Source organism: Rhodobacter sp. 24-YEA-8 (assembly GCF_900105075.1).
Lineage (GTDB): Bacteria > Pseudomonadota > Alphaproteobacteria > Rhodobacterales > Rhodobacteraceae > Pseudogemmobacter.
The window spans coordinates 64,092-86,502 of sequence record NZ_FNSK01000006.1; the positions used below are offsets into that span (position 1 = coordinate 64,092).

The window sequence follows — 22,411 nt, forward strand, 5'->3', positions numbered from 1 at the left end:
GGTCTGAAGGGCCTTGGTTTCTGACGGCCCATCTCAGGCCTGCTTGCCGAACAGCCCGGCAGGGCGGATCAGAAGGACGATTGCCATGATCACGAAGATCACCGTCGTCGAGGCCTGTGGCCAGAAGACCTTGGTCACCCCTTCTATCAGCCCCAGCATAAAGCCGGTCAGGATCGCGCCCGAGATCGACCCCATGCCGCCGATCACCACCACCGCAAACACCACGATGATCAGGTCAGACCCCATCATCGGATTGACCGAATAGATCGGCGCGGCGAGGACACCGGCAAAGCCGGCAAGGGCGACACCAAAGCCGTAAGTCAGTGTGATCAGCAAAGGCACATTGATGCCAAAGGCCTCGGTAAGCGCCGGTTTTTCGGTTGCCGCCCGCAGCCAGGAGCCAAGCCTCGTCTTCTCGATCACCAGCCAGGTCACCAGACAGACCGCCACTGAGGCGAGGATCACAAAGGCGCGCGAGGCCGGCAGAAACATGAAGCCGAGATTATACCCGCCCTGCAAAGCCGCGGGCATCGAATAGGGCAGGCCGGTCGCGCCATATTGATTGCGAAACAGCCCGACAATCACCAGCCCCATGCCGAAGGTCAGGATCATGCCATAGAGATGGTCGAGATCATAAATCCGGCGCAGGATCAGCCGTTCGATAACACAGCCCAGCAGACCGATGGTCAGCGGCACCACAAGCAGCGCCAGCCAGTAATTCATCGCAAAGTGATCCAGCATCAGCAATGCGCCAAAGGCCCCCATCATGTAAAAGGCGCCATGGGCGAAATTTACGATGTTCAGCAGGCCAAAGATGATCGCAAGCCCAAGGCTGAGGATCGCGTAAAATGCACCATTGATCAGACCCAGCAGGATCTGGGTCGACAGCAGCTGCAGTGGTATTCCGAATATAAGCATGTTTGCGCCTCAGACCCCCAGATATGTGCTGAGCTTCGCCATGTTGTCGGCGATTTCCGTGCCAGGGATCATGTCGACCACCTGACCGTGATCCATCACGTAATGGCGGTCGGCCACCGACGCCGCGAAGTGGAAATTCTGTTCGACCAGCAGCACGGTATAGCCGCGCTCTTTCAGCTGGCGGATGGTGGCGCCGATCTGCTGCACAATCACCGGAGCCAGGCCCTCGGTCGGCTCATCAAGCAGCAAAAGCCGGGCGCCGGTGCGCAGGATCCGGCCGATCGCCAGCATCTGCTGTTCGCCGCCTGAAAGCCGGGTGCCCTGGCTCCGGCGGCGTTCGGCGAGGTTCGGGAAAAGCGTGTGGATCTCGGCCACGCTCATGCCACCGCTGGCCACCACCGGCGGCAGCATCAGGTTCTCTTCCACGGTCAGGCTGGAATAGATGCCGCGATCTTCCGGGCAAAAGGCGATCCCGGCCCGGGCGATGGCCCGGCTGGAGGCGCGGCCCAGCTCTTTTTCCCGCAGCCGGACAGAACCCTGCCGGCGTTTGATCATGCCCATGATGGATTTGAGCGTGGTGCTTTTGCCGGCGCCATTGCGGCCCAGCAGCGTCACCACCTCGCCTTCGCGGATGTCGAAACTGACCCTGTGCAGCACATGGCTTTCACCATACCAGGCCTCAAGATCCGTGACCTGAAAATGCGGGTTCTGAGAAAGCCTGTCAGCCATTGGGCACCCCGATATAGGCATTGATGACCTGCGGGTCTTTGGAAACCTCGTCATAGCTGCCCTCTGCCAGGATGGCGCCGCGTGCGAGGACGGTAATGCGGTCGCAAAGCGTGGCGACCACCGAGAGATTATGCTCAACCATCAGCACGGTGCGGCCGACAGCAACCCGCGCAATCAGCGCGGTGATGCGCGCGACATCCTCCTGCGTCATGCCGGCCATCGGCTCGTCGAGCAGCAGGACTTTGGGATCCAGCGCCAGCGTGGTGGCGATTTCCAGCGCACGTTTGCGCCCATAGGAAAGATCGCTGGCCTGTTCCCGGGCGAAGCCTGTCATGCCGACCTGATCCAGCAGGTCCATTGCCTCATCTTCGAGGCGCGCCAGCACCTTCTGGCTGCGCCAGAAATCCCAGCTGTCGCCATGGCGGCGCCGCTGCAGGGCAATGCGCACATTTTCAAGCGCCGTCATCGAGCCGAACACCGCCGAAATCTGAAACGAGCGCACAAGACCCATCCGCGCGATCACCTCCGGCTTCAGGCGGGTGATATCTCGGCCATCATAGGTGATGGTGCCGGCACTTGGAGTCAGGAACTTGGTCAAGAGATTGAAACAGGTGGATTTTCCGGCGCCATTCGGGCCGATCAGGGCATGGACGGAACCGCGCTGAACATTCAGGTTCACCGCATCCACGGCACGGAACCCTTTGAAATCCTTGGTCAGACCCGTCGCTTTCAGGACAATATCATCGGACATTTGACATCTTTCGGGCTGCGCTGAAGCGGGGAAAGGCAGCGGCCATCCGCAGGGGGCCGCTGCTCCGGGGCTTTATTTCACCAGCGGGCAGGCGCTGTCTGCGAGCGGGCGGAAGGCTTCGTCACCGGGGACGGTTGCGAGAATATTGTAGTAATCCCAGGCGCCGGTGGATTCCGCCGGGGTTTTGACCTGGGCGAGATACATATCATGCACCATGCGGCCGTCCTCGCGGATCACGCCATTCTCGGTGAAGAAATCATTGACCGGCGTTGCCTTCATCTGCGCGATCACCGGACCGGCGGCATCGGTGCCGGTTTCAGCGATGGCATTCAGATAATGGGTCACGGCCGAATAGACCCCGGCCTGCGACATGGTCGGCATCGCCCCGTGCTTTTCAAAGAACCGCTGCGACCAGGCGCGGCTTTCATCGGTGCGATCCCAGTAGAAGCCGGTGGTCAGATAGAGACCCTGAGCGGAATCGAGACCCATCGAATGCACGTCGGTCAGGAAGATCGCAAGACCGGCCAGCTTGGCCTGCATGGTCAGACCGAACTCCTGCGCCTGCTTCAGCGAGTTGATCGTATCGGTGCCGCCATTGGCGAGGGCGATCACATTGGCCCCGGCCGAAGGGGCCTGCAGCAGATAGGTCGAGAAATCGGCCGTGTTCAGCGGTGCGATCGCGGTGCCGACAACCGAGGCACCGGCGCCTTCAACCACCGTGGTCACATCGGCCTGCATGGTATGGCCGAACGCATAGTCGGCGGTCAGGAAGAACCATTTGTCACCCCCCTGGGCAACCATGGCCTTGCCCGTCGAAACCGCCACCGCATAGGTGTCCCAGGTCCAGTGAATGCCGTTGGGCGAGCAGTTCTCATTGGTCAGGCTGGCAGTGCCCGCACCCGAGACGATCAGCAGCTTGTCCTTTTCGCGCGCCAGTTCCTGAACCGCCAGCACCACCGAAGAATTCGGCACGTCAACGATCAGATCGACGCCTTCGACATCATACCAGCGCCGTGCAATCTGGGTGCCGATGTCAGCCTTGTTCTGGTGATCTGCACTGACCAGCTCGATCTTGCCGAGCCGGTCGCCGAAATCCGCAATCGCCATCTCAGCTGCGACCACAGAGCCGGTTCCCGCCAGGGAAGAGAACACCCCGCTCTGATCGGTCAATACGCCGATTTTGACCGAGTTATTTGAAATTTCAGCTGATGCAGCAGTGGCACCTGCGGCCAGCAATGCCAGCGCAGAAACGAAAATCCTCATGAGCTTCCTCCCTCTCATTGCGGACAATATGGCCGCTCTTTGCCCCGCCAGCATCACCACAATGCGGCAAAGCGTTCCGCTCTGCGGAAGACCTCAGAGCAGCCCGCGGGTCAGACCGCCATCCACCGCGATATTCTGGCCGGTGATATATCCGGCATGGACCGAGCACAGGAATGCGGCGATCGGACCGAAGTCTTCCGCCGTGCCCAGGCGCTGCGCCGGCACCGATCCGGCCATGGCAGCGGCGGCCTCGGTCTCGGTGATTCCCTCGCGTTTTGCCTTCGCGCGGATGACACGATCAAGCGCGCCGGTCGCCATCAGACCGGGCAGGACATTGTTCACTGTCACCCCCTGCGCGACGGTCTCACGCGCCAGTGTCGCCATCGCACCGGTCAGGCCGGCCCGAACCGAATTGGCCAAGGCCATATTCGGATAAGGTTCTTTCACCGCGAAAGAGGTGATGTTCACGATGCGGCCAAAGCCGTCCGCAATCATATCCGGCAACAGCATCTGGGTGGCCGATATGGCCGAAAGCATATTGGTCTCCAGCGCATGGCGCCAGGTCTCGGTATCATGATCGGTGAACCGCCCGGTGGGCGGCCCGCCGGCATTGGTCACCAGGATCGAAATCTGTCCCGCCCTGGCCTGTGCCTCCGCGATGACCCGGGCGGTGACGCCCGGCTGCGACACATCGCCCTGCACGAAAAAGGCGCCATGGCCAAGCCCGGCCGCGGCGGCGGCGCCTGCCTCGGCGTCGCGGCCATTCAGCACGACCCGCACCCCCGCCGCCGCCAGATGGCGCGCGGTTGAATAGGCAAGACCCTTGCTGCCGCCCAGCACCAGCGCCACCCGACCCGAAATGCCCAGATCCATGATTTCCTCCCGCTTTGCTGTTCAGCGGCCCGTATAGCTGGGCCGTCTTTTTTCGGTGAAGGCGGCCATGCCTTCAAATTTATCCTGCGTCGAGAACAGAATCTGCAGCGCCTTGCGCTCCAGCGCGAGTGCCGCAGAAAGCGAGGCATCCTGACCATGCAGGATAACCTCTTTGACCTGATTGACCGCGATAGGTGGCAGGCCGGCGATCCGCCGTGCCAGCCCCATGGCGTGGTCGAAGACCTGATCGTCTTCGACAACTTCGCTGACCAGTCCCATTGCCGAGGCCTCGTCTGCATCAATGATCTCGCCGGTCAGGCAAAGCCGCATCGCCTTGAATTTACCAACCGCGCGGGTCAGCCTCTGGGTGCCACCTGCGCCTGGCATGATACCGACCTTAACCTCTGGCTGACCGAAGCGTGCGGATTTTCCGGCGACAATGATATCGGCATGCATCGCAAGCTCCATACCGCCGCCAAGCGCAAAGCCATTGACCGCTGCGATCACCGGCACCGGGCAGCGGGCCACCGCTTCCCAGAGCCGCTCGGTATGGCGCAGATACATATCGACACTGTCGATCTGCGCCATATCGGCAATATCTGCCCCCGCCGCGAAGGATTTCTCATCGCCGGTCAGCACCACCGCGCGCAGGGTGCCTCCATCGGTAAGGCCTTCAAAGATTGTCGCAAGCTGGCGGCGCAGCGGCATGTTCAGCGCATTCAGCACTTCGGGACGATTGAGACGCAGCACGACCACCGCACCCAGATCCTCGACCAGCACCAGATCATTTTTCTCTGTCATCATACTGCCTCAAGCCCGAGGGCAATGCCCTGACCGACACCGACGCACATGGTGGCCAATGCGCGGCCGCTGCCGGCCTTGTGCAGCCCGAGCGCAGCGGTGAGGGCCAGACGCACGCCCGACATCCCCAGCGGATGGCCAAGGGCAATTGCACCACCCAGCGGATTGACATGTGCGGCATCATCGGGAAGGCCAAGCTGGCGCAGACAGGCAAGGCTTTGCGCGGCAAAAGCCTCATTCAGCTCGATCCGGCTGAAATCCGCGATGGACAGCCCCAATCGCGCCATCAGTTTCTGACTGGCCGGAACCGGCCCCATTCCCATGATCGCCGGCTCGACCCCGGCAGTTGCCAGCCCGGTGATCCGTGCCATCGGCGTCAGGCCGAAGCGTTTTACCGCTGCTGCCGAGGCGACGAGCACCGCCGCCGCCCCGTCATTGACGCCGCTGGCATTGCCTGCGGTGACCGAACCCCCCTCGCGGAACGGGGCTGGCAGTTTTGCCAGCGCCTCCAGCGTGGTCGGGCGCGGATGTTCGTCGCGACTGAACACCACCGGATCACCTTTGCGCTGTGCGATGCTGACCGGGAGGAGTTCATCGTCAAAGCCACCCGCCGCCTGGGCGGCCGCCACCCGCTGCTGGCTGCGCAGGGCGAAAGCGTCCTGATCCTCGCGGGAAATTCCAAAGCGTCCGGCGACATTCTCGGCCGTCTCCGGCATGGAATCGACACCATATTGCCGTTTCAGCACCGGGTTAACAAAGCGCCAGCCAATTGTGGTGTCGTAGATATCGGCCTGCCGCGAGAAGGCGGTTTCAGCCTTGCCCTGCACGAAGGGCGCGCGTGTCATGCTTTCGGTGCCCGAGGCGATAATCACCTCGGCATCGCCCGCAAGAATGGAGCGCGCCGCGAGCCCAACCGCATCCAGCCCCGAGCCGCAAAGCCGGTTCAGCGTGGTCCCGGGCACGGATTGTGGCAGGCCAGCCAGCAGCACCCCCATCCGGGCCACGTCGCGATTGTCTTCGCCCGCCTGATTGGCGCAGCCGGTGAACACATCGTCAATCGCCAGCGGGTCCAGGCCCGGCGCGCGTGCCATGACCTCTGCCAGCACAAGCGCCAGCATATCATCGGGCCGGATTGTCGCCAAGGCGCCGCCAAAGCGCCCGATCGGGGTCCGAACCCCGGCGCAGATAAAAGCTTCTCTCATGGTCACATGATCCTCAGAGCGGGCAGTCCTGATCGAAATTCGGGCGTCTCTTTTCCTTCAGAGATGCCAGCCCTTCGCGCGCATCCGGGCCACAAAAGCCCATGAATTCCAGCGCCAGCGAAGTGTCGAAGGTGGGGCCGGCCATGCGCAGCCAGTTGTTGAGCGCATATTTTGTCCAGCGGATCGCGCTTGGCGAGCCCTTGGCCAGTTTGCGCGCAACCTCCAGCGCCTTGTCATGCAATTCGTGATCTTCGGTGACCAGCGAGATCAGCCCGATCCGCTCAGCCTCTTCGCCTGAAACCGATTCACAGAGCAGCAGATAGTATTTGGCCTTGGCAAGACCGCAGAGCAGCGGCCAGACGATAGCCGCGTGATCACCCGCAGCCACGCCAAGCCTTGTATGGCCATCAATGATGCGCGCGGTCTTTGAGGCAATCGAGACATCGGCCAGCAGACCGGCCACCAGACCGGCCCCGACCGCCGGCCCCTGCATCGCAGACACAATCGGCTTTGAGCAGTTGATGATATTGTAGACCAGATCGCGCGCTTCCTTCCACACCCGGGTGAGCGTGGTGAAATCCTCGGTCATCTCTTTGACGAGATCGAGATCGCCCCCCGAAGAGAAGGCCTCGCCCGCGCCGCGAATGATGACGCTGCGAACATCATCGGCAGCGTCAATATCGCGCCAGACCCGGCACAGCTCGCCATGCATGATCCGGTCGGCCGAGTTCAGGCGGCCCGGATTGTCCATGGTAATGCGCAGGATGCCGGCATCCGGCCAGTCGAATTTCAGCCGCTTATAGGTGGTGATGTCGAGGCTCATATGTTCTTCTCCCGGCCCGCCCAAAAGGGCTCTCGCAGTAGGTTCTTCTGGATTTTGCCAATCGGCGTCTTGGGGAAACTTTCGACGAAAGTGACAATGCGCGGACGTTTGAACCGCGCCAGGGTCTTCTCGCAATGCGCGACAACGGTTTCGGTTTCCAGCACCGCCCCGGCCTTGAGCAGGATATAGGCAGCCGGCACCTCACCCCATTTATCATCGGGAATGCCAAAGACCGCGCATTCCGCCACGGCGTCGAGGCCGAAAATCGCGTTCTCGATCTCTTTGGGATAGATGTTCTCACCACCCGAAATGATCATGTCTTTCGAGCGGTCAACGAGGGTGACAAAGCCCGCCTCGTCCATCACCGCCAGATCGCCGGTCCAGCCCCAGCCATGCCGGAAGAACTTCGCGGTCTGTTCCGGCTCGTTGTAATATTCCAGCATGACATTCGCGCCGCGTGAAACCAGCTCGCCGATCACCCCCGGCGCCACGGCATTGCCATCGGGGTCCACGACCGCAAGATCGACATTATAGGCCTGCTGGCCGATGGAACCGAGACGCTCGGGCAGATGCCAGTGGCCAAGGGTGGTGATCACCCCCACTTCCGACTGACCATAGATCTGGGTCAGCCTGATCGCGGGCAGCTTTTCCATCAGATCGCGCTGTACCCAATCGGGCATCGGGGCGCCGGCAAAGGCAAGCTTTTCCCATTGCACATAATTCGAGGCCTGGAAATTCGGGTCCGAGACCACCATTGCGACCTGGGTCGGCACCATGAAACAGGCGGTCATTCCGGTGCGCTGCGCCATATGCGCAAAGTCCTGCACGTCCCATTTGGTCAGGAAAGTGCAGGTCGCCCCGGCCAGCACTGCCGGCTGAAACATGATGTTCAGTGCCGCGACATGGAACAGCGGGGTGACAATCCCCACCACATCGCGTTCCTGGATATTCTCGTGATGCATCACCGTATGCGCGGTGGTGATGCGGTTGCGATGGCTTGCCAGCACCCCCTTCGGCCGCCCCGTGGTGCCGCCGGTATAGGTCATGCAGAAGGGATCATCCTCGTGGATCTCCACTTCGGGCACATGATCGGGCTGATCCGCGATCAGGGCCTGGAAATCATGCGCACCGGGCTGCGCGGTGCCGAGGCTGATAAGGTGACGGATCTTTGGCAGTGACTGCGCCGCCTCGGCGACACGGGCGGCAAAGACATCTTCATAGACCAGAATTTCGACATCGGCCTTATCCAGCACATAGGCCAGCTCTTCCGCCGCATAGAGCACGGAGATATTGACGATCACCCCGCCGGTGCGGGCGGTGCCGAAAAACACGCTGCCATATTCGATGCGGTTGCGGCTGAGGATGCCGACCTTGCCGCCCTTGCCAAGACCAAGGCCCAGAAGGGCATGGGCAAAACGACTGGCCTCCCGGTCCAGATCGCCATAGCTGATGGACCTGTCCTGCCACAGAATGGCGCGCTTTTCCGGAAAGCGCTCGGCTGAGCGCCGCAACATATCACCGGTGAGCATATCCCCTCCAGGTTACTCCGAACCCGCATTTGCGGATTTCCCTTGCGCCGGAGACTGGATTTTCATCCGGCATTCTGCAATGCCATAGGCAGGGAATTCATTTCGCAGAGCGGAATACTGGAGCCAGGGATGTCGCAGGAAGATCGTCAGTTTGTCGAAGCATTCGCCCGGGGGCTGCAGTTGTTCGAGGCGCTGTCCAAACAGAAAAAGCCGATGTCGAACAGTGATCTGTCAAAAAGTACCGGCCTGCCGCCTTCGACCATCAGCCGGCTGACTTATACCGCTATGCGGTTGGGATATCTGCGCCACAGCGAAACCGGCCGCAGCTATGAACTGACCCCGAAAAGCCTGAATCTCGGCTATTCGGTGCTGACCGGATTTGCCCTGATCGACCGTGCAACGCCGTTGCTGAAGGTGCTGGCCGAAAAAACCGGCCAGACCGCGGCGCTTTGTGTGCGCGATGGGATGTATCTGACCTTTGTCCAGGTGGTGTCCGGCTCGGATATTCTGGCGGTGCGCTTTGCAGTGGGCGGGCGGCTGCCGATTGCCACTTCGGCGGCCGGGCCTGCCTATCTCTCGATCCTGCCCGAGAAAGAGCGGCGCCAGCTTGCCAGCCGGATCCGTGGCCAGCTCACCCAGCAAAATGGCAATGTCACCGCCTTTAATGCGGCATTGGAGGCGGCCTGCAAGGACGGAGTCTCTTTCAGCCGCGACACCTGGCGCCGTGGCATCAGCGCGGTATCGGTCGGTATCAGCACCGCGCATGAACAGGCCGCGATTACGGTGCCCTTTGCCACCGGGTCGATCTCGGTTGCCAATATGCGCGGTATCATTGCCCCCATCCTGCGCGAAACCGTGCAGGAACTGCTGTAAAGGCGGCGCCGGCTGCGGTCCCGGCGCCCTTTTTTATTACAGGCTGCGGATATCGAGCCCCAGCGTCGCGCGCCGCCGCAGCCAGGCGCTCGGGCGGTAACGGTCATCCCCGCTGAGCGCCTGCATATTGCGCAAAATCGTCAGCATCCGCGTCGCGCCAACCCGATCCACCCATTCCAGCGGACCGCAGGGGTAATTCATCGCAAGCCGCATGGCCTTGTCGATATCACCAGGAGCGGCAAGCCCCATCTGCGCCATTTCACAGCCGAGATTGGCCACTGCCGCAACGATCCGTTGCGCGACAAAGCCGGTGGAATCGGCAATCGCGGTGACCCTGCGCCCGCTTGCACTCACCGCCGCAGCCACCGCATCGCGCACCGCCGGATCGGCGCCGACCGTGGTCATCAGCACCACCCGCCGCGTGCTGTCAAAGGCCAGATCAACCGCCACCAGCCTCGTGGCCGGCAGGCCGAGCCGGGCTGCATGACCCGCCAGATCTTCGCCCACCGGGAAGGCCAGCACCGGGCTGGTACCATCATCCCCTGCCGCGACCCTGCAGCCGAGAGAGGCCGCGAAATCACGCAGCTCGGCCAGATCTTCGGCCAGAACCACCTGCTGTGCCGGCGCGGCGGTGCTGATGAAATCTGCCGACGGCTGTTCGGCGCCATCGTGATAGGCGTAAAAGCCCTGCTGCGTCTTGCGGCCCAGCTGGCCGGTCTGCAGCAGATAGCGGTGATAGGTGGTCGAACGCAGGCGCGGTTCGGCGAAATAGCTCTGATGCAGGAACTCGCAGACGGTGAAATTCACATCCATTCCGGTCAGATCCATCAGCTCGAACGGGCCCATGCGGAAATCGCAGCAGTCGCGCATGATCGCGTCGATTTCAGCCGGGCTGGCCACCCCCTCCTGCAACGCCATCAGCGCTTCGGTCGGATAGGCCCGCCCGCCATGGTTCACAAGAAAGCCGGGCGTGTCGCGCACCTCAACCGGTTCCTTGCCAAGATGGCGTGCGACCGCGAGCAGCCGCTCCATCGTTTCACGGCTGGTGCGCGGGCCGGGGATCACCTCGACCAGTTTCATCAGCGGCACCGGATTGAAAAAATGCAGCCCCGCGAAACGCTCCGGATGTTTCAGGTCGCGCGCGATCACCCCGATCGGCAGCGAGGAAGTATTGCTGGCGATCAGCGCCCCGGGGGCCAGAAGATCCTCCAGCCGGGCAAACAGAGCCTGTTTTGCGGCGGGGTCTTCGATGATCGCTTCGACCACCAGATCGCAATCTGCCAGTGCATCCGGGCTGTCGGCGGCGATCAGCGCGCCCGCAAGGGCGTCATATTGACCCTGGGAGAGCTTGCCGCTGCTGACCCGCTTTGCAGCGCGGGCGAGAATTGCCGCAATGGCGCTGGCAGCCGCCCCCTGCCGCAGATCGGTCAGGATGACGGGAATGCCACTTGCAGCGGCGGTTTCCGCAATCCCCGCCCCCATCGCGCCGGCGCCGGCCACACCAATTTTCAACGGGAGTTCCGCTGCCATTCTCGCCTCCGCAAGCCTGTTTCTCTGCTCTCCAGTGACCGCAGGGCGCCCGAAAGGTCAAAGCCAATATCCCCGGCTTCGTCCCGCAGAGCGGAAGGACTGCCCCGGCGGGCTCAGCTGCCGCGAAACAGCGCCGGGCGTTTCTCGAGGAAGGCGGTCACCCCTTCGGCATAATCATCACTGAAGCCTGCGGATTGCTGCGCCAGCCGTTCCGCCTCCAGCTGGCTGTCGAAATCACGCCCGCCGGCCTCCTGGATAAGTGTTTTCATCAGGCCAAGCCCAAGGGTCGGGCCTGCGGCCAGTTTGCCAGCCAGCGCCCGGGCTTCATCTGCAAGCTCCATATCGGGAACTGACTTGCTGATCAGGCCCAGCTCTGCCGCGCGCGGCGCCGGGATCGTCTCTCCGGTCAGCAACAGCGCCTTGGCGCGGGCTTCGCCGAGAATTCTGGTAAGACACCAGCTGGACCCGGCATCAGGAACCAGCCCAAGCCTGGAAAAAGACAGTACAAACCTGGCACTCTCGCCCGCGATAACAATATCACAGGCCAGGGCTAGCCCAACACCGGCGCCGGCTGCTGCCCCGTTCATTGCGCAGATCACCGGCTTTTGCAGCCGCCGGAGGGCGCGGATGGTCGGGTTATAAAACCGGCCCAGCGACTGGCCGAGATCGCTGCGCGGCCCCGGCTGGCGGGGATCGCGGTTGTTAAGATCCTGTCCCGCGCAAAATCCTTTGCCACGTCCGGTCAGGAGCACGGCCCGCACAGCGTGATCTTCAGCCGCGCGCGCAAGGATCTCGCGCAGCCGCAGATGACTTTCTTCGGTGAAAGCATTCATCCGCTCGGGGCGGTTCAGCTCGACCAGCAGCACACCCTGATCAAGGGACGACAGCACAGGCTCTTGCGACATCTCTGGCTCGCTTTTGCGGATGGGTTCCGGCTTTCAGGGGTGGGGCAAAGCCGATCCGGCTGCAAGATGATGCCTTCCGCACTGCGGAAAACAATCCCCCGGCGCGCGGCATGACCGATGAACTGGCAGGCAAAGATCCGACGTGCAGCTCGGAGGTGCAGATGAAAACAACCTGACAATGCTCTCCCTGATAAAGCCCGTACCGGAAGAGCCACGGCTGCGATCAGACCACGGCCCGCATAGCCCCCGCTGGCCGCTGCATCAGCCCGGCCAGCTGCTGCAACCCTTCTTCAAGCACGCCCCGGTCTGGTGCCACGCCAAGCGAGATCCGCACATGCGCCGAGACATGTTCGCCGGTCGCAAAGGCCGAGGCGGGTACGATCGAGACACCGGCGCGGTCGGCATGTTCGGCAAAGTCCGTCGCCCGCCAATGCGGCGGCAGGCTCAGCCAGAGGTGATGGCCCTCGGGGTCAGCGCGGAAATCGGCCCCCCGGAAGGCCTCGGCCGCCAGGGTCTGACGGGTGCGGTTCTCGGCGCGGATCGCGGCGGCGATCTCATCCACCACGCCTTCGCGCAGCCAGCGGGTCGCAAGACTGGCCAGAAGCGGCGGCGCCATCAGGACAGTCGCCCGCAGAACCGAAGCCAGCCGCAAGGCCCGCGCCGGATCGGGCGCCACGACATAGGCCACCCGCAATGCGGGCGTGACCGATTTCGACAGCGTGGCCAGATGCCAGGTCAGATCCGGCGCCAGCGCAAGGAAAGACGGCAGCTGTTGGGCGCGCAAAGGCGCATATGGGTCATCCTCGATGATGGCGACGCTGTATTTGCGCGCGATCTCTGCAATCGCGATGCGCCGCGCCTCGGGCAGGGTGGCGGTTGTGGGGTTGTCGATGCTGGGCGTGACATAGAGCGCATGCGGCGCCCGCGCCTCGCACAGACGGCGGAAGTCATCGGGGATCAGCCCGCCGGCATCCATCGCAATCGGGTCGATCATCACGCCACGCTGCGCCGCGCTGGCCTTCAGCCCGGGATAAGTCATCTCGCCGGCGGCGATATGCCCCCCTGGGGGAACCAGCAGATCGGTCAGCGCGGACAGCGCCGACTGCGCGCCGGCGGTGACCAGCACCCGGTCATGCGACAGCGCCCCATGGCGCCGCGAGAGCCACTGCGTCGCGGCGATCCGGTCTGCCATGCCGCCGCTGCTTTCCTGATATTGCAGGCTCAGCCCGCCACGCGGGCCATTGAGGATCGCAGCCAGCCCCTGCGGGATCAGTTTGCGGAAATCGACCCCCTCAGGCTGAGGCGGGATGTTCATGCTCAGATCCAGCACCGGCGCGGGCTCGTCGGGGAAGAATTCGGCCGGATCATCGCGCACGAAAGTCCCGCGCCCGGCCTGGGCCGCCACAAGCCTTCGGCGGCGCGCTTCGTTGAAGGCGCGGGTTACGGTGGTCAGATCAACACCCAGCTGTTCGGCAATGCTGCGCTGTGGCGGCAGCCGCTCGCCCGGCCCGATCCTTGCGGCGCGAATATCCGCTTCAAGCGCTTCGACGATGCCGAGATATTTCAGTCTCGCGCCATCGGTGATCCAGGGGGTCCACATGCTCCGCCTCTGCTGCCCATGATTGCACGCATACAATTTATGTCATTGTATGGTGGTGCGGCAAGATGATATCCGCACACAGTTCCGCCCTCACCCGGCAAGCCGAATGATGGCCTGCCGCCTGCCCGCATGTTGCGCGCAGCGGCGAACCAGGGATGGCTGTCGTGCAGGGCGGCACATCTGTGACCCTGGTGGAATGCCATGTTTCGTCAGATGTGGAGATGCGCCAGGCTCGGTCGGGAAAAGCGGTATTCTAAACCACAGAGCGCAGCCTCGCGCGCCGCATCTGGTCCCCATCATCCTGGTCGCCACCTCAGGTCAGCCGCAGACTGCATCAGATCTGGCGGGAATGATTGGCCTCATTTGTTGATATATGTTTATTAAATTTCGACATAATAACTCTTCAACTTCCGAATAAGTTCGGGTGACAAATTCACTCGGACAGGTAGATGACGGACGCACCCATACTTGAGGTGAACGGCTTTTCTGTAGGCTTTGCCACGCCAAACGGAACTGTCGTCGCAACTGAAGATATAAGCTTTTCGGTATCTTCCGGGGAAATTCTCGCCATCATCGGCGAGTCAGGTTCAGGGAAAACCGTGACCTCGATGGGGCTGGCCCGTCTGATCAGCACACCGCCGGCGATCTATCTTGGCGGGACGGTAAATCTCAGGGGGCTTAATCTGCTGGGCCTCAGCGAAAAGCAGATGGCCGAGGTCAGGGGGCGGCGGATCGGGACGATTTTTCAGAACCCGCGCGCCTCGCTTGACCCTTCTTTCACCATTGGCGCGCAGCTGATCGAAACGCTGCGACGTCATGAACCCGGGCTCAGCAAAGCCGCGGCCCGCGAGGCGGCCATCCTGTCGCTGAACCAGGTCGGCTTTAACGAGGCTGATCGTGTCATGGCAAGCTATCCGCATCAGCTGTCGGGCGGGATGTGCCAGCGGATCGCGCTTGCGATGACACTGGCCTGCAAGCCCGAGATCCTGATCGCCGATGAGCCGACCACCGCGCTGGATGTGGGGGTTCAGGCGCGCATCCTTTTGCTGCTGAAACGACGCAGCCTGAGCACGGGGTTGCCGATTGTCATCATCACCCATGATATGGGCGTGGTTGCAGCCGTCGCGACACGGGTTCTGGTCATGTATGGCGGGCATATCCAGGAATCGGCGCCGATTGATGCGCTGCTGAGCGATCCGAAACACCCCTATACCCAGGCCCTGATCGCCGCGATCCCGGACCCCGACGAGCCGACAGCCGAGTGGCGGTCAATCGAGGGTGAGCCGCCGAACCTCGCCCTGGCGCCGAAAGGATGCCGGTTCGCGCCGCGCTGCGGCCGCGCCGAAGCGATTTGCCGCGCAGAGGTTCCGGACTGGCGCAGCCTTGCAGACGAGCGCTTCGTCAGATGCCATTTTGCCGAGGTCTGAAGTGAAAAACCTGATTGAAATCCGCAATCTGTCGAAAACCTTCCGCGTCAGGCGGGGCTCGTTCCTGAGGCGCGAGATCTCGGAAAACCCTGCCGTCAGCGATATTTCGATCGATATCCGCAAAGGCGAGATCCTTGGCTGTGTCGGCGGGTCCGGCTCGGGCAAATCAACGCTGGGCCGGATGATCCTGCGTCTGATCGAGGCCGACAGCGGCAGCATCACCTATGATGGTGCCGATCTGCGCAGCTTTGGCCCCGCCGAGTTGCGGCTGCACCGGCGGCGGGCGCAGATCGTGTTTCAGGACCCGCTGCAATCGCTGAACCCAAGGCGGACGGTCGCCGAGAATGTGGCCAGGCCGCTTTTGAATTTCGGGATGCGTGCGGATGAGGTGCAGGCGCGGGTCGATGAGGTTTTGCAGCTGGTCGGGCTCGATCCCGGGCAGGCTTACCGCTATCCGCATGAGTTTTCCGGCGGGCAATGCCAGCGGATCGCCATCGCGCGGGCGCTGACGCTGGAGCCGGAATTCCTCTTCCTCGACGAGCCTGTCTCGGCGCTGGATGTCTCGATCCAGGCGCAGATCCTGACGCTGCTCAGGGATCTCCAGGCCAAACTCGGGCTGACATTCCTCTTTGTCTCGCATGATCTGAAAATCGTCCGGCAGTTTTGCGACCGTACCATGGTGATGTATCGCGGCAAGCTGCTGGAAACCGGCGAGAGCGATCAGGTGTACCGTCAGCCCATGCACCCGTTCACTCAGGATTTTCTGGGTACCGTGTTGCACCTCAGGCGCGACAATCGCTGGGAAGCGGCGGCCGAGCGCGCGGAAGATCTGGAATCGGCGGCCCCCGCCATGTCCGGCCCCTGCTGCCCCTATGTCTCGAACTGCCAGCAACGGATGCCCGAATGCGCCCGGGCAATGCCCGCGCTCAGAACCCTGCATGATCAGCGCAGTGTGGCCTGTCTTCTGTACCCCGCCACCGCCTGACCCAACAAAAAAACAACAAAAAACCAACAAAACAAAAATCCCAACAGGAGCACTGGAATGTCAATTTTTGTCAAAGGCCTGCGGCGAGGGATCGCCTCCACCGCGCTTCTGGGTCTCATGGCCGGGTTCAGCCCGGCACTGGCTGAACGCACCATCGTCATGGGGGTCGAGGCAGATTTCAGCCGCATGGACCCGGCAGCGGCGCGAACCTGGAACACCTTTAAAGTGATCCGCCATGTCTACGAGACCTTTGTCGAGGAAGATCTGACGAAAGGCGGCGACGCCGTTCCCGAGATTGTCCCCGCCCTGGCCGAGAGCTGGGAAATCTCGGAGGACCGCAGGACCTATACGTTCCATCTGCGCAAAGGCGTAAAATTCCACGACGGCAGCGACTGGAATGCCGACGCGGCAAAGTTCAATCTCGACCGCATGACCAACCCTGATTTCGAATATTTCGTGCCGGCCTCTCCGGGGCTGATGGGCTGGGTCTGGGGCGATCTGGAAAGCTACGCGGTCGTTGGCCCCTATACGTTCACCATCACGCTCACCCAGCCGAATGCTGAGTTTCTGCGCCGTCTGACGGCGGGCGGGTCCGGGTCGCCGCGCATGGTCTCTCCGACGGCGGTGGCGACTTTCGGCAATGACGGGATCGAGCAGAACCCGATCGGGACGGGGCCTTTCAAATTCGTCGAGCGGGTGCCCGGGGAACGCGTCACCATCGCAAAGAACCCCGATTACTGGAACCCGGAGCGGATCCCGAAAACCGACCGCATCATTCTGCGCGCGATGCCGGAAGTATCGACCCGCGAACTCGCGATCATGTCCGGCGAGGTCGATATCATCGGCACACCCTCGCCGGATTCCATCGCAATGCTCGAAGCTCAGGGGCTTCAGCTGATCACCGGGCCGTCCCCGATGATCTACGTCATGTGGTTCAATACAAAGGACGAAATCTTTAAGGATGTGCGGGTGCGCAAAGCGGCCTGTATGGCGATCAATCGCGAAGAAATGGCGCTTTATCAGCGCATGGGCTATGCGCAGCCGACCTGGGGCGTGCTGAATCCCGGCGGCCCCGGCTATGATCCGGACTTCCGCGATTGCGATTATGACCCGGAAGGCGCGAAGGCGCTGCTGGCCGAGGCCGGCTATCCCGACGGGCTGGACACCAGAATGGACTGGACCTTCGGCGGCGGCGCCGATGTGAATACCAAAGGCGATGCGGAATGGCTGCAGCGCGACTGGGCAAAGGTCGGTATCCGCGCCAAAATCGAAATGTTCGACAACAATGCCTTCTGGGATATGATGTCGGCGGGGATGCGTGACGGTACCGGGATCACCTCGGCCTCCTGGGGGGAAAGCACCTTCTCCTGGCTTGACCAGCTGCTCCCGACCACTGTGATGCCGCCGAACTGCTGCAATTCCGGCTATTACGACAACCCTGAGATGGACCGGCTGCTGAGTGAAGCGCGCGCTGCCGGCTCGGAAGAGGAGATGGTCGCCAAATTGCAGGAAGCCCGTGATATCGTGGCCGAGGACATGGCTTTCTCAAGCTATTTCGCGACGAATTCCGTCTATGTCGCGGTTCCGGGCATCAAAGACTTCCGGCTTGCCCCGCAGCACTGGTTCGATCTGACCTCCATCGTCAAGGAGTAAGCCGCGCCGAACCGGTCTTCAGATCGCGCCCCCGTTTCCGGACAAAGTGCTTTCGGCAATCGTCCGGAAACGGGGAACAGGCAGGCAAGAGAAAGTCTTCATGCAAATCCTTCAGTTCACCTTCATGCGGATGCTGTCCGCGATCCCGGTCCTGATCGGCGTCACCATTATCGTCTTTCTCGCGGTCCAGCTGGTTCCGGGGGATATTGCGCTTTCCATCCTTGGCCGGATGGCCTCGCAGGAACAGCTTCAGGCCCTGCGCGAGCAGATGGGCCTCGACCGTTCGCTTGTCGTGCAATACGGTATCTGGTTCACGGCGCTTTTGCAGGGCGATATCGGCACATCGCTGTCGCAGCAACTGCCTGTCGCCGGGATATTGGGCCCCAAGATCATCAACTCGCTCATCCTGATGGCGGGCAGCCTTTTCATCGTGCTGGTCTTCGGCTTTCTGCTGGCGGTGCTGTCGGGGGCAAAATTCCGCAGCATCACCGACCGGGTCGTGGTGGTGATCACACTGGTCCTTGCCAGTCTTCCGGCCTTCTGGCTGGGCATCATCATGCTCTATTTCTTTGGCTTCAAATGGAAGCTCTTCCCGATTTCGGGAATGTATAATGTCGCCAGTCCGGGTGGGTTCTGGGATCTGATCCATCACCTCATCCTGCCGGCGGCCGTGACCGCGGCGGGCTCGGTGGCGGTCGTGGCCCGTGTCACCCGCTCGCGGATGATCGACGTGATGGCGCAGCCCTATATCCTTGCCGGCAAGGCCCGCGGGCTGAAGCAAAGCCAGCTGGTTCTGCGCCACGCGGTGCGAAATACCCTGCCCACCTTCGCCAGTATCGGCGGCCTGCAGATCGGCTATCTGTTCGGCGGCGTGATTTTCACCGAAATCATCTTCAACTGGCCGGGGATCGGCCTGCAGGTCTATGACGCGATCCTGCAACGCGACATCCCGATGATCCAGGGCTGTGTGCTCGTCGTGGCGGTGGTCTTCGTGATCGGCAACCTGCTGTCAGATATCGCGGTTTACGCGCTTGACCCCAAGAAAGGCTGAGACATGAGCGATGTGTCCCTTGAGACCGGCCGCGCAAGGCAGCCGGCAGAAAAGCGCCGCTCGAACCTTTATTTCGTCTGGCGCGGCGTCCTCGGTGATCCGGTTGCACGTATTGCGGTCGGCATCATTCTGATCTTCTTCCTCGCCGCGGTTTTCGCGCCCTGGATTGCACCCTGGCCTCCGAATGAGGCCGACCCGTCAATGCGCCTGCGCCCGCCCGGCACGCCCGGCCACTGGCTCGGCATTGACAATCAGGGCCGCGATATCCTTTCGCGCCTGATCTATGGCGCCCGCTACACGCTGCTTTGCGGCATCACCCCCGTCGTGCTCGGCGCGGTGATCTCTGTGCCGCTGGGGATGTTCGGGGCCTGGTATCCGGTTGCGGGCTCAGTGATCATGCGATCGATGGATGTGCTTTTCGCCTTCCCGATGGCATTGCTTGCCATTCTGCTGGCCGCGCTTATGGGGCCCGGCATCGGCAATATGATGATCGCGCTGGTGGTCACGCTGATCCCCTATAACACCCGCGTCGTCTATGCCGCCGCCTGTCTTGAACGCGATCAGGCCTATGTCGAGGCGGCAAGGGCCATGGCAACGCCGGGCTACAAGATCATCCTGTCCGAGATGATGCCGAATGTGATCGCATCGTCGGTGGTCTATTCCTGCACCATCGTCGGCGCCGTGGTCATCACCGCCGCCGGGCTGAGCTTTCTTGGCCTTGGTGTGCAGCCGCCCACCGCCGAATGGGGCATCATGACCAGTGAAGGTCGCAACTTTATCTTCAACGCCCCCCATATCGCCGCAGTCCCCGGCCTTGCCATCACCATCCTCGTCATGGCGTTCAATCTGCTCGGAGATTCGCTGCGCGATTCCCTCGATCCGCGCACAAGGCTCATGCTGATCAGGCGCCGCAAGTGACCATGCCTGCCGCCCTGCCCCTTTCTGAAATCGAATTCCAAGGACCAGCCATGTCGTCGACCACCACCCGTATCCGCGCCCGCTATGTCATCGCCTGGGATGGCCGCTCTCACCGGACCTTGCTGAATGGCGAAGTGGTGTTCCGGGGCGACACGATCCTCTATGTCGGCAAAGCGTTCGAGGGTCAGGTCGATACCGAGATCGACGGCGGCAATGCCGTCCTGGGGCCGGGCTTCATCGACCTGAATGCGCTTGGCGATCTTGATACGACGGTGCTGGCCTTCGACAATCAGCCCGACTGGGCCAAGGGGAGGACCTGGCCCGAGGATTATCTGAAATCCGGCCCGATCGAGATGTACAGCGAAGAAGAGCAGACCTTCAAAATGAAGTATGCTTTCGCGCAGCTGATCCGGAATGGCGTCACGACGGCGCTGCCGATCACCTCGATGTTCTACCGCAAATGGGCGGAAACCTATGCGGAATTTGCCAATTCTGCCGCCAGCGCCATCGAGCTGGGGATCCGCGCCTATCTTGGCCCCTGCTATATGACCGGCGTAGAAGTGGTCCGGCCCGATGGCAGTTTCTACACCCATTGGGATGAGGAACGCGGGCTGAATGGTCTTGCCGATGCCGAGCGGTTCATCCGCGATTTCGACGGCAAGGCAGGCGGGCTGATCCGGGGGATGCTGGCCCCCGACCGGATCGAGAATTGCACCGAGGCCCTGATCCGGCGCAGCCGGGATGTCTCGGCCGATCTCAATGTGCCGATCCGGCTGCATTGCTGCCAGTCGCTGAGCGAATTCAATGCGGTGGTCGACCGCTATGACATGACACCGCTGGAATGGCTGAACTCGCTTGATTTCCTGAACGAGCGTGCCCTGTTGCCGCATGGTGTTTATATCACCGGCCACAGCCAGGTGGAACGCAAAGGCGATGATGTCGGCCTGCTGCGCGACAGCGGATCAACACTGATCCATTGCCCTCTGGTACTGTCACGCTATGGCGGATCGATGGAAAGCTTTGGCAGGCTGCGCCAGGCAGGGGTCCGGATCGGCCTTGGCACCGATACCTTCCCACCGGATATGGTCGAGAATATGCGCCTTGGGGTCAGCCTGTGCCGGGTGGCGGATCATTCGGTGACCGCAGCCAGCGCCGCCGATCTTTATGACGCCGCCACCATTCATGCGGCCGAGGCTCTGGGCCGGCCGGATCTTGGGCGTCTCGCCGTTGGCGCAAAGGCAGATATGACGCTGTTCGATTTGTCTGACTTTGCGATTGGCCAGGTCATTGACCCGATCCAGACCATGATCCTGTCGGGGACCGGGCGCGATTTCCGCAGTTCGGTGATCAATGGCAGACTGGTGATGCATGACCGCCAGCTGCCCGGCGTCGATCTTGCGGAATGGGGCCGCCGCGCGCAGGCACAATTTGACGGGCTGATCGCGAAATACCCGCTGCGGACGCTGAACCATCCGCCGGTTTCCGAGATCTTCGCACCCTCCTACGCCTGGCTCGACTGAGACCCCGTAAAGCCCGCGCCCTCACCAGGGCGCGGCCATGGGCCCACCCGGGTGCGTGCTGAAAGCGGCGTCGCCGGTCAGGTGGCCCCGCCTTTACCATTGGTCAGATCTGGCCCCTGGCGCCTGCGCTCCGCCACCTGCCGCCGCGCTTCTGCGTCCCGGATCTCGCGCGTGGTGTGGCGCAGCCAGTCAAGGTGATCATGCGCCGCGGCCTGTGCTGCCGCCGGATCGCGGGCAAGGATTGCCGCGCCGATCCGGTGATGCTGCGCGCGCATTGCCTCGCGGGTGTCGGGCCGCGTGAACAGCCGGTTGCGGTTTTGCACCACGTCATTGCGCAGACTGACCGAGAGCGCGCGCATGATGTGCAAAAGCACCAGATTATGGCTCGCCTCATAGATGGCCAGATGCAGCGCGGCATCGACTTCGGCCTCCAGCGCCGGATCGCCCGCATCATGCGCCGCGTCGATCCGGCTCAGGCACGCGCGGATATGCGCCAGATCGGTGTCACTGGCCCGCCTCGCCGCCAGTGCCGCCGCCTCGCTTTCCACGATATCGCGGAATTCAAGGCAGTCATCGGCCAGTTCGCCATGGTCAGCCAGCAGTGCCAGCAACGGATCGCCAATCGCCTGCATCCCGAGCGGAGCAATCTGCAGCCCGCGCCCCGCCGGGGTCAGCAGCCCCTTTTCTTCCAGCAGCTTCAGCCCGTCGCGCAGGGTCGGGCGCGACACGTTCAGCCGCGCCGCAAGCTCGCGCTCGGCCAGCAGCGCGTCACCCGGGCGCAGGCTGCCCTCAAGGATCATCGCCTCAATCAGGCGGGCAACCGCTGCGGCGGCGCGTTCGGGCTGGATCCCCGGCGACCCGTCCCTGATGTCACAATCTGCCATATGGTGCTGCCTTTATCCCAGGGACGAAACGCGCGGCATCTGCCGGACCGGGCAAGAATGACGCCGGTTGACAGCATTGGTAAAATTATTTTACCAAAACCCAACCGATGCAAGTGCCTGCCGCAGAAATACCATGCGCAGGGCCAGCCAAAAGAGAGATCAGCCCTGTGTCAGGC

At 62.3% G+C, this 22,411-nt stretch carries 20 protein-coding genes; 7 read left to right on the forward strand and 13 right to left on the reverse strand.

From position 1 onward, the window contains the following. Nucleotides 1-33: 33 nt before the first annotated feature. The 9 genes from BLW25_RS22980 to BLW25_RS23020 all read right to left on the reverse strand — a co-directional run bounded on the left by BLW25_RS22980 (nucleotide 34) and on the right by BLW25_RS23020 (nucleotide 8,889). Nucleotides 34-918, reverse strand: coding sequence for a branched-chain amino acid ABC transporter permease (locus BLW25_RS22980; protein WP_092904552.1), 885 nt, complete (start codon nucleotides 916-918; stop codon nucleotides 34-36). A gap of 9 nt (nucleotides 919-927) precedes the next feature. After that, nucleotides 928-1,647: an ABC transporter ATP-binding protein gene (locus BLW25_RS22985; RefSeq protein WP_092904554.1), complete on the reverse strand. Its 720-nt coding sequence runs from the start codon at nucleotides 1,645-1,647 to the stop codon at nucleotides 928-930. Continuing rightward, nucleotides 1,640-2,398, reverse strand: a complete 759-nt coding sequence (locus BLW25_RS22990) for an ABC transporter ATP-binding protein (RefSeq protein WP_092904556.1) — start codon at nucleotides 2,396-2,398, stop codon at nucleotides 1,640-1,642. Before BLW25_RS22990 ends, BLW25_RS22985 begins: the two co-directional genes overlap by 8 nt. A gap of 72 nt (nucleotides 2,399-2,470) precedes the next feature. Continuing rightward, nucleotides 2,471-3,661, reverse strand: a complete 1,191-nt coding sequence (locus tag BLW25_RS22995) for an ABC transporter substrate-binding protein (protein ID WP_216279503.1) — start codon at nucleotides 3,659-3,661, stop codon at nucleotides 2,471-2,473. A gap of 93 nt (nucleotides 3,662-3,754) precedes the next feature. Next, nucleotides 3,755-4,534: an SDR family oxidoreductase gene (locus tag BLW25_RS23000; RefSeq protein ID WP_092904560.1), complete on the reverse strand. Its 780-nt coding sequence runs from the start codon at nucleotides 4,532-4,534 to the stop codon at nucleotides 3,755-3,757. Between the two features lie 21 nt (nucleotides 4,535-4,555). Continuing rightward, nucleotides 4,556-5,335, reverse strand: a complete 780-nt coding sequence (locus BLW25_RS23005) for an enoyl-CoA hydratase-related protein (protein WP_092904561.1) — start codon at nucleotides 5,333-5,335, stop codon at nucleotides 4,556-4,558. Continuing rightward, on the reverse strand, nucleotides 5,335-6,537 hold the full coding sequence (gene pcaF, locus BLW25_RS23010; protein ID WP_092904563.1) for a 3-oxoadipyl-CoA thiolase: 1,203 nt from the start codon (nucleotides 6,535-6,537) through the stop codon (nucleotides 5,335-5,337). The genes BLW25_RS23005 and pcaF overlap by 1 nt, the downstream gene beginning before the upstream one ends. Nucleotides 6,538-6,550: 13 nt before the next feature. After that, the gene (locus BLW25_RS23015; RefSeq protein ID WP_092904565.1) at nucleotides 6,551-7,360 is read right to left on the reverse strand and encodes an enoyl-CoA hydratase/isomerase family protein; all 810 of its coding nucleotides are present in this window, start codon (nucleotides 7,358-7,360) and stop codon (nucleotides 6,551-6,553) included. Further along, nucleotides 7,357-8,889: a class I adenylate-forming enzyme family protein gene (locus BLW25_RS23020; protein ID WP_092904567.1), complete on the reverse strand. Its 1,533-nt coding sequence runs from the start codon at nucleotides 8,887-8,889 to the stop codon at nucleotides 7,357-7,359. The genes BLW25_RS23015 and BLW25_RS23020 overlap by 4 nt, the downstream gene beginning before the upstream one ends. A 129-nt stretch (nucleotides 8,890-9,018) precedes the next feature. Here BLW25_RS23020 and BLW25_RS23025 point away from each other — a divergent pair, with 129 nt between their 5' ends. Further along, the gene (locus BLW25_RS23025) at nucleotides 9,019-9,762 is read left to right on the forward strand and encodes an IclR family transcriptional regulator (RefSeq protein WP_092904569.1); all 744 of its coding nucleotides are present in this window, start codon (nucleotides 9,019-9,021) and stop codon (nucleotides 9,760-9,762) included. Nucleotides 9,763-9,798: 36 nt separating this feature from the next. Here BLW25_RS23025 and BLW25_RS23030 read toward each other — a convergent pair whose 3' ends face one another. The 3 genes from BLW25_RS23030 to BLW25_RS23040 form a co-directional block, all read right to left on the reverse strand. Further along, nucleotides 9,799-11,292, reverse strand: a complete 1,494-nt coding sequence (locus BLW25_RS23030) for a 3-hydroxyacyl-CoA dehydrogenase (RefSeq protein ID WP_092904571.1) — start codon at nucleotides 11,290-11,292, stop codon at nucleotides 9,799-9,801. 113 nt (nucleotides 11,293-11,405) lie between these two features. Next, on the reverse strand, nucleotides 11,406-12,197 hold the full coding sequence (locus BLW25_RS23035; protein ID WP_092904573.1) for an enoyl-CoA hydratase-related protein: 792 nt from the start codon (nucleotides 12,195-12,197) through the stop codon (nucleotides 11,406-11,408). A gap of 223 nt (nucleotides 12,198-12,420) precedes the next feature. Then, nucleotides 12,421-13,797: an aminotransferase-like domain-containing protein gene (locus BLW25_RS23040; protein ID WP_092904574.1), complete on the reverse strand. Its 1,377-nt coding sequence runs from the start codon at nucleotides 13,795-13,797 to the stop codon at nucleotides 12,421-12,423. 449 nt (nucleotides 13,798-14,246) lie between these two features. Here BLW25_RS23040 and BLW25_RS23045 point away from each other — a divergent pair, with 449 nt between their 5' ends. From BLW25_RS23045 to BLW25_RS23070, 6 genes are all read left to right on the forward strand, one after another. Continuing rightward, entirely contained in the window at nucleotides 14,247-15,224 is a 978-nt protein-coding gene (locus BLW25_RS23045; protein WP_092904576.1) for an ABC transporter ATP-binding protein, read from the forward strand. A 1-nt stretch (nucleotide 15,225) separates the two neighbouring features. After that, a complete protein-coding gene (locus BLW25_RS23050; RefSeq protein WP_171909728.1) occupies nucleotides 15,226-16,209 on the forward strand; it encodes an oligopeptide/dipeptide ABC transporter ATP-binding protein in 984 nt (327 codons plus the stop codon). Nucleotides 16,210-16,266: 57 nt separating this feature from the next. Further along, nucleotides 16,267-17,862 (forward strand): ABC transporter substrate-binding protein, encoded by a 1,596-nt coding sequence (locus BLW25_RS23055; RefSeq protein ID WP_092904580.1) that lies wholly within the window; start codon nucleotides 16,267-16,269, stop codon nucleotides 17,860-17,862. 100 nt (nucleotides 17,863-17,962) lie between these two features. After that, the gene (locus BLW25_RS23060; RefSeq protein WP_216279504.1) at nucleotides 17,963-18,913 is read left to right on the forward strand and encodes an ABC transporter permease; all 951 of its coding nucleotides are present in this window, start codon (nucleotides 17,963-17,965) and stop codon (nucleotides 18,911-18,913) included. 3 nt (nucleotides 18,914-18,916) lie between these two features. Beyond that, complete coding sequence (locus BLW25_RS23065) at nucleotides 18,917-19,831, forward strand: ABC transporter permease (RefSeq protein ID WP_092904582.1); 915 nt, start codon at nucleotides 18,917-18,919, stop codon at nucleotides 19,829-19,831. Nucleotides 19,832-19,881: 50 nt separating this feature from the next. After that, on the forward strand, nucleotides 19,882-21,351 hold the full coding sequence (locus BLW25_RS23070; protein WP_092904812.1) for an amidohydrolase family protein: 1,470 nt from the start codon (nucleotides 19,882-19,884) through the stop codon (nucleotides 21,349-21,351). 77 nt (nucleotides 21,352-21,428) lie between these two features. Here BLW25_RS23070 and BLW25_RS23075 read toward each other — a convergent pair whose 3' ends face one another. After that, nucleotides 21,429-22,235 carry an FCD domain-containing protein gene (locus BLW25_RS23075; RefSeq protein WP_092904584.1) on the reverse strand — a complete coding sequence of 269 codons (807 nt, stop codon included), beginning with the start codon at nucleotides 22,233-22,235 and terminating at the stop codon, nucleotides 21,429-21,431. Nucleotides 22,236-22,411: the final 176 nt, after the last annotated feature.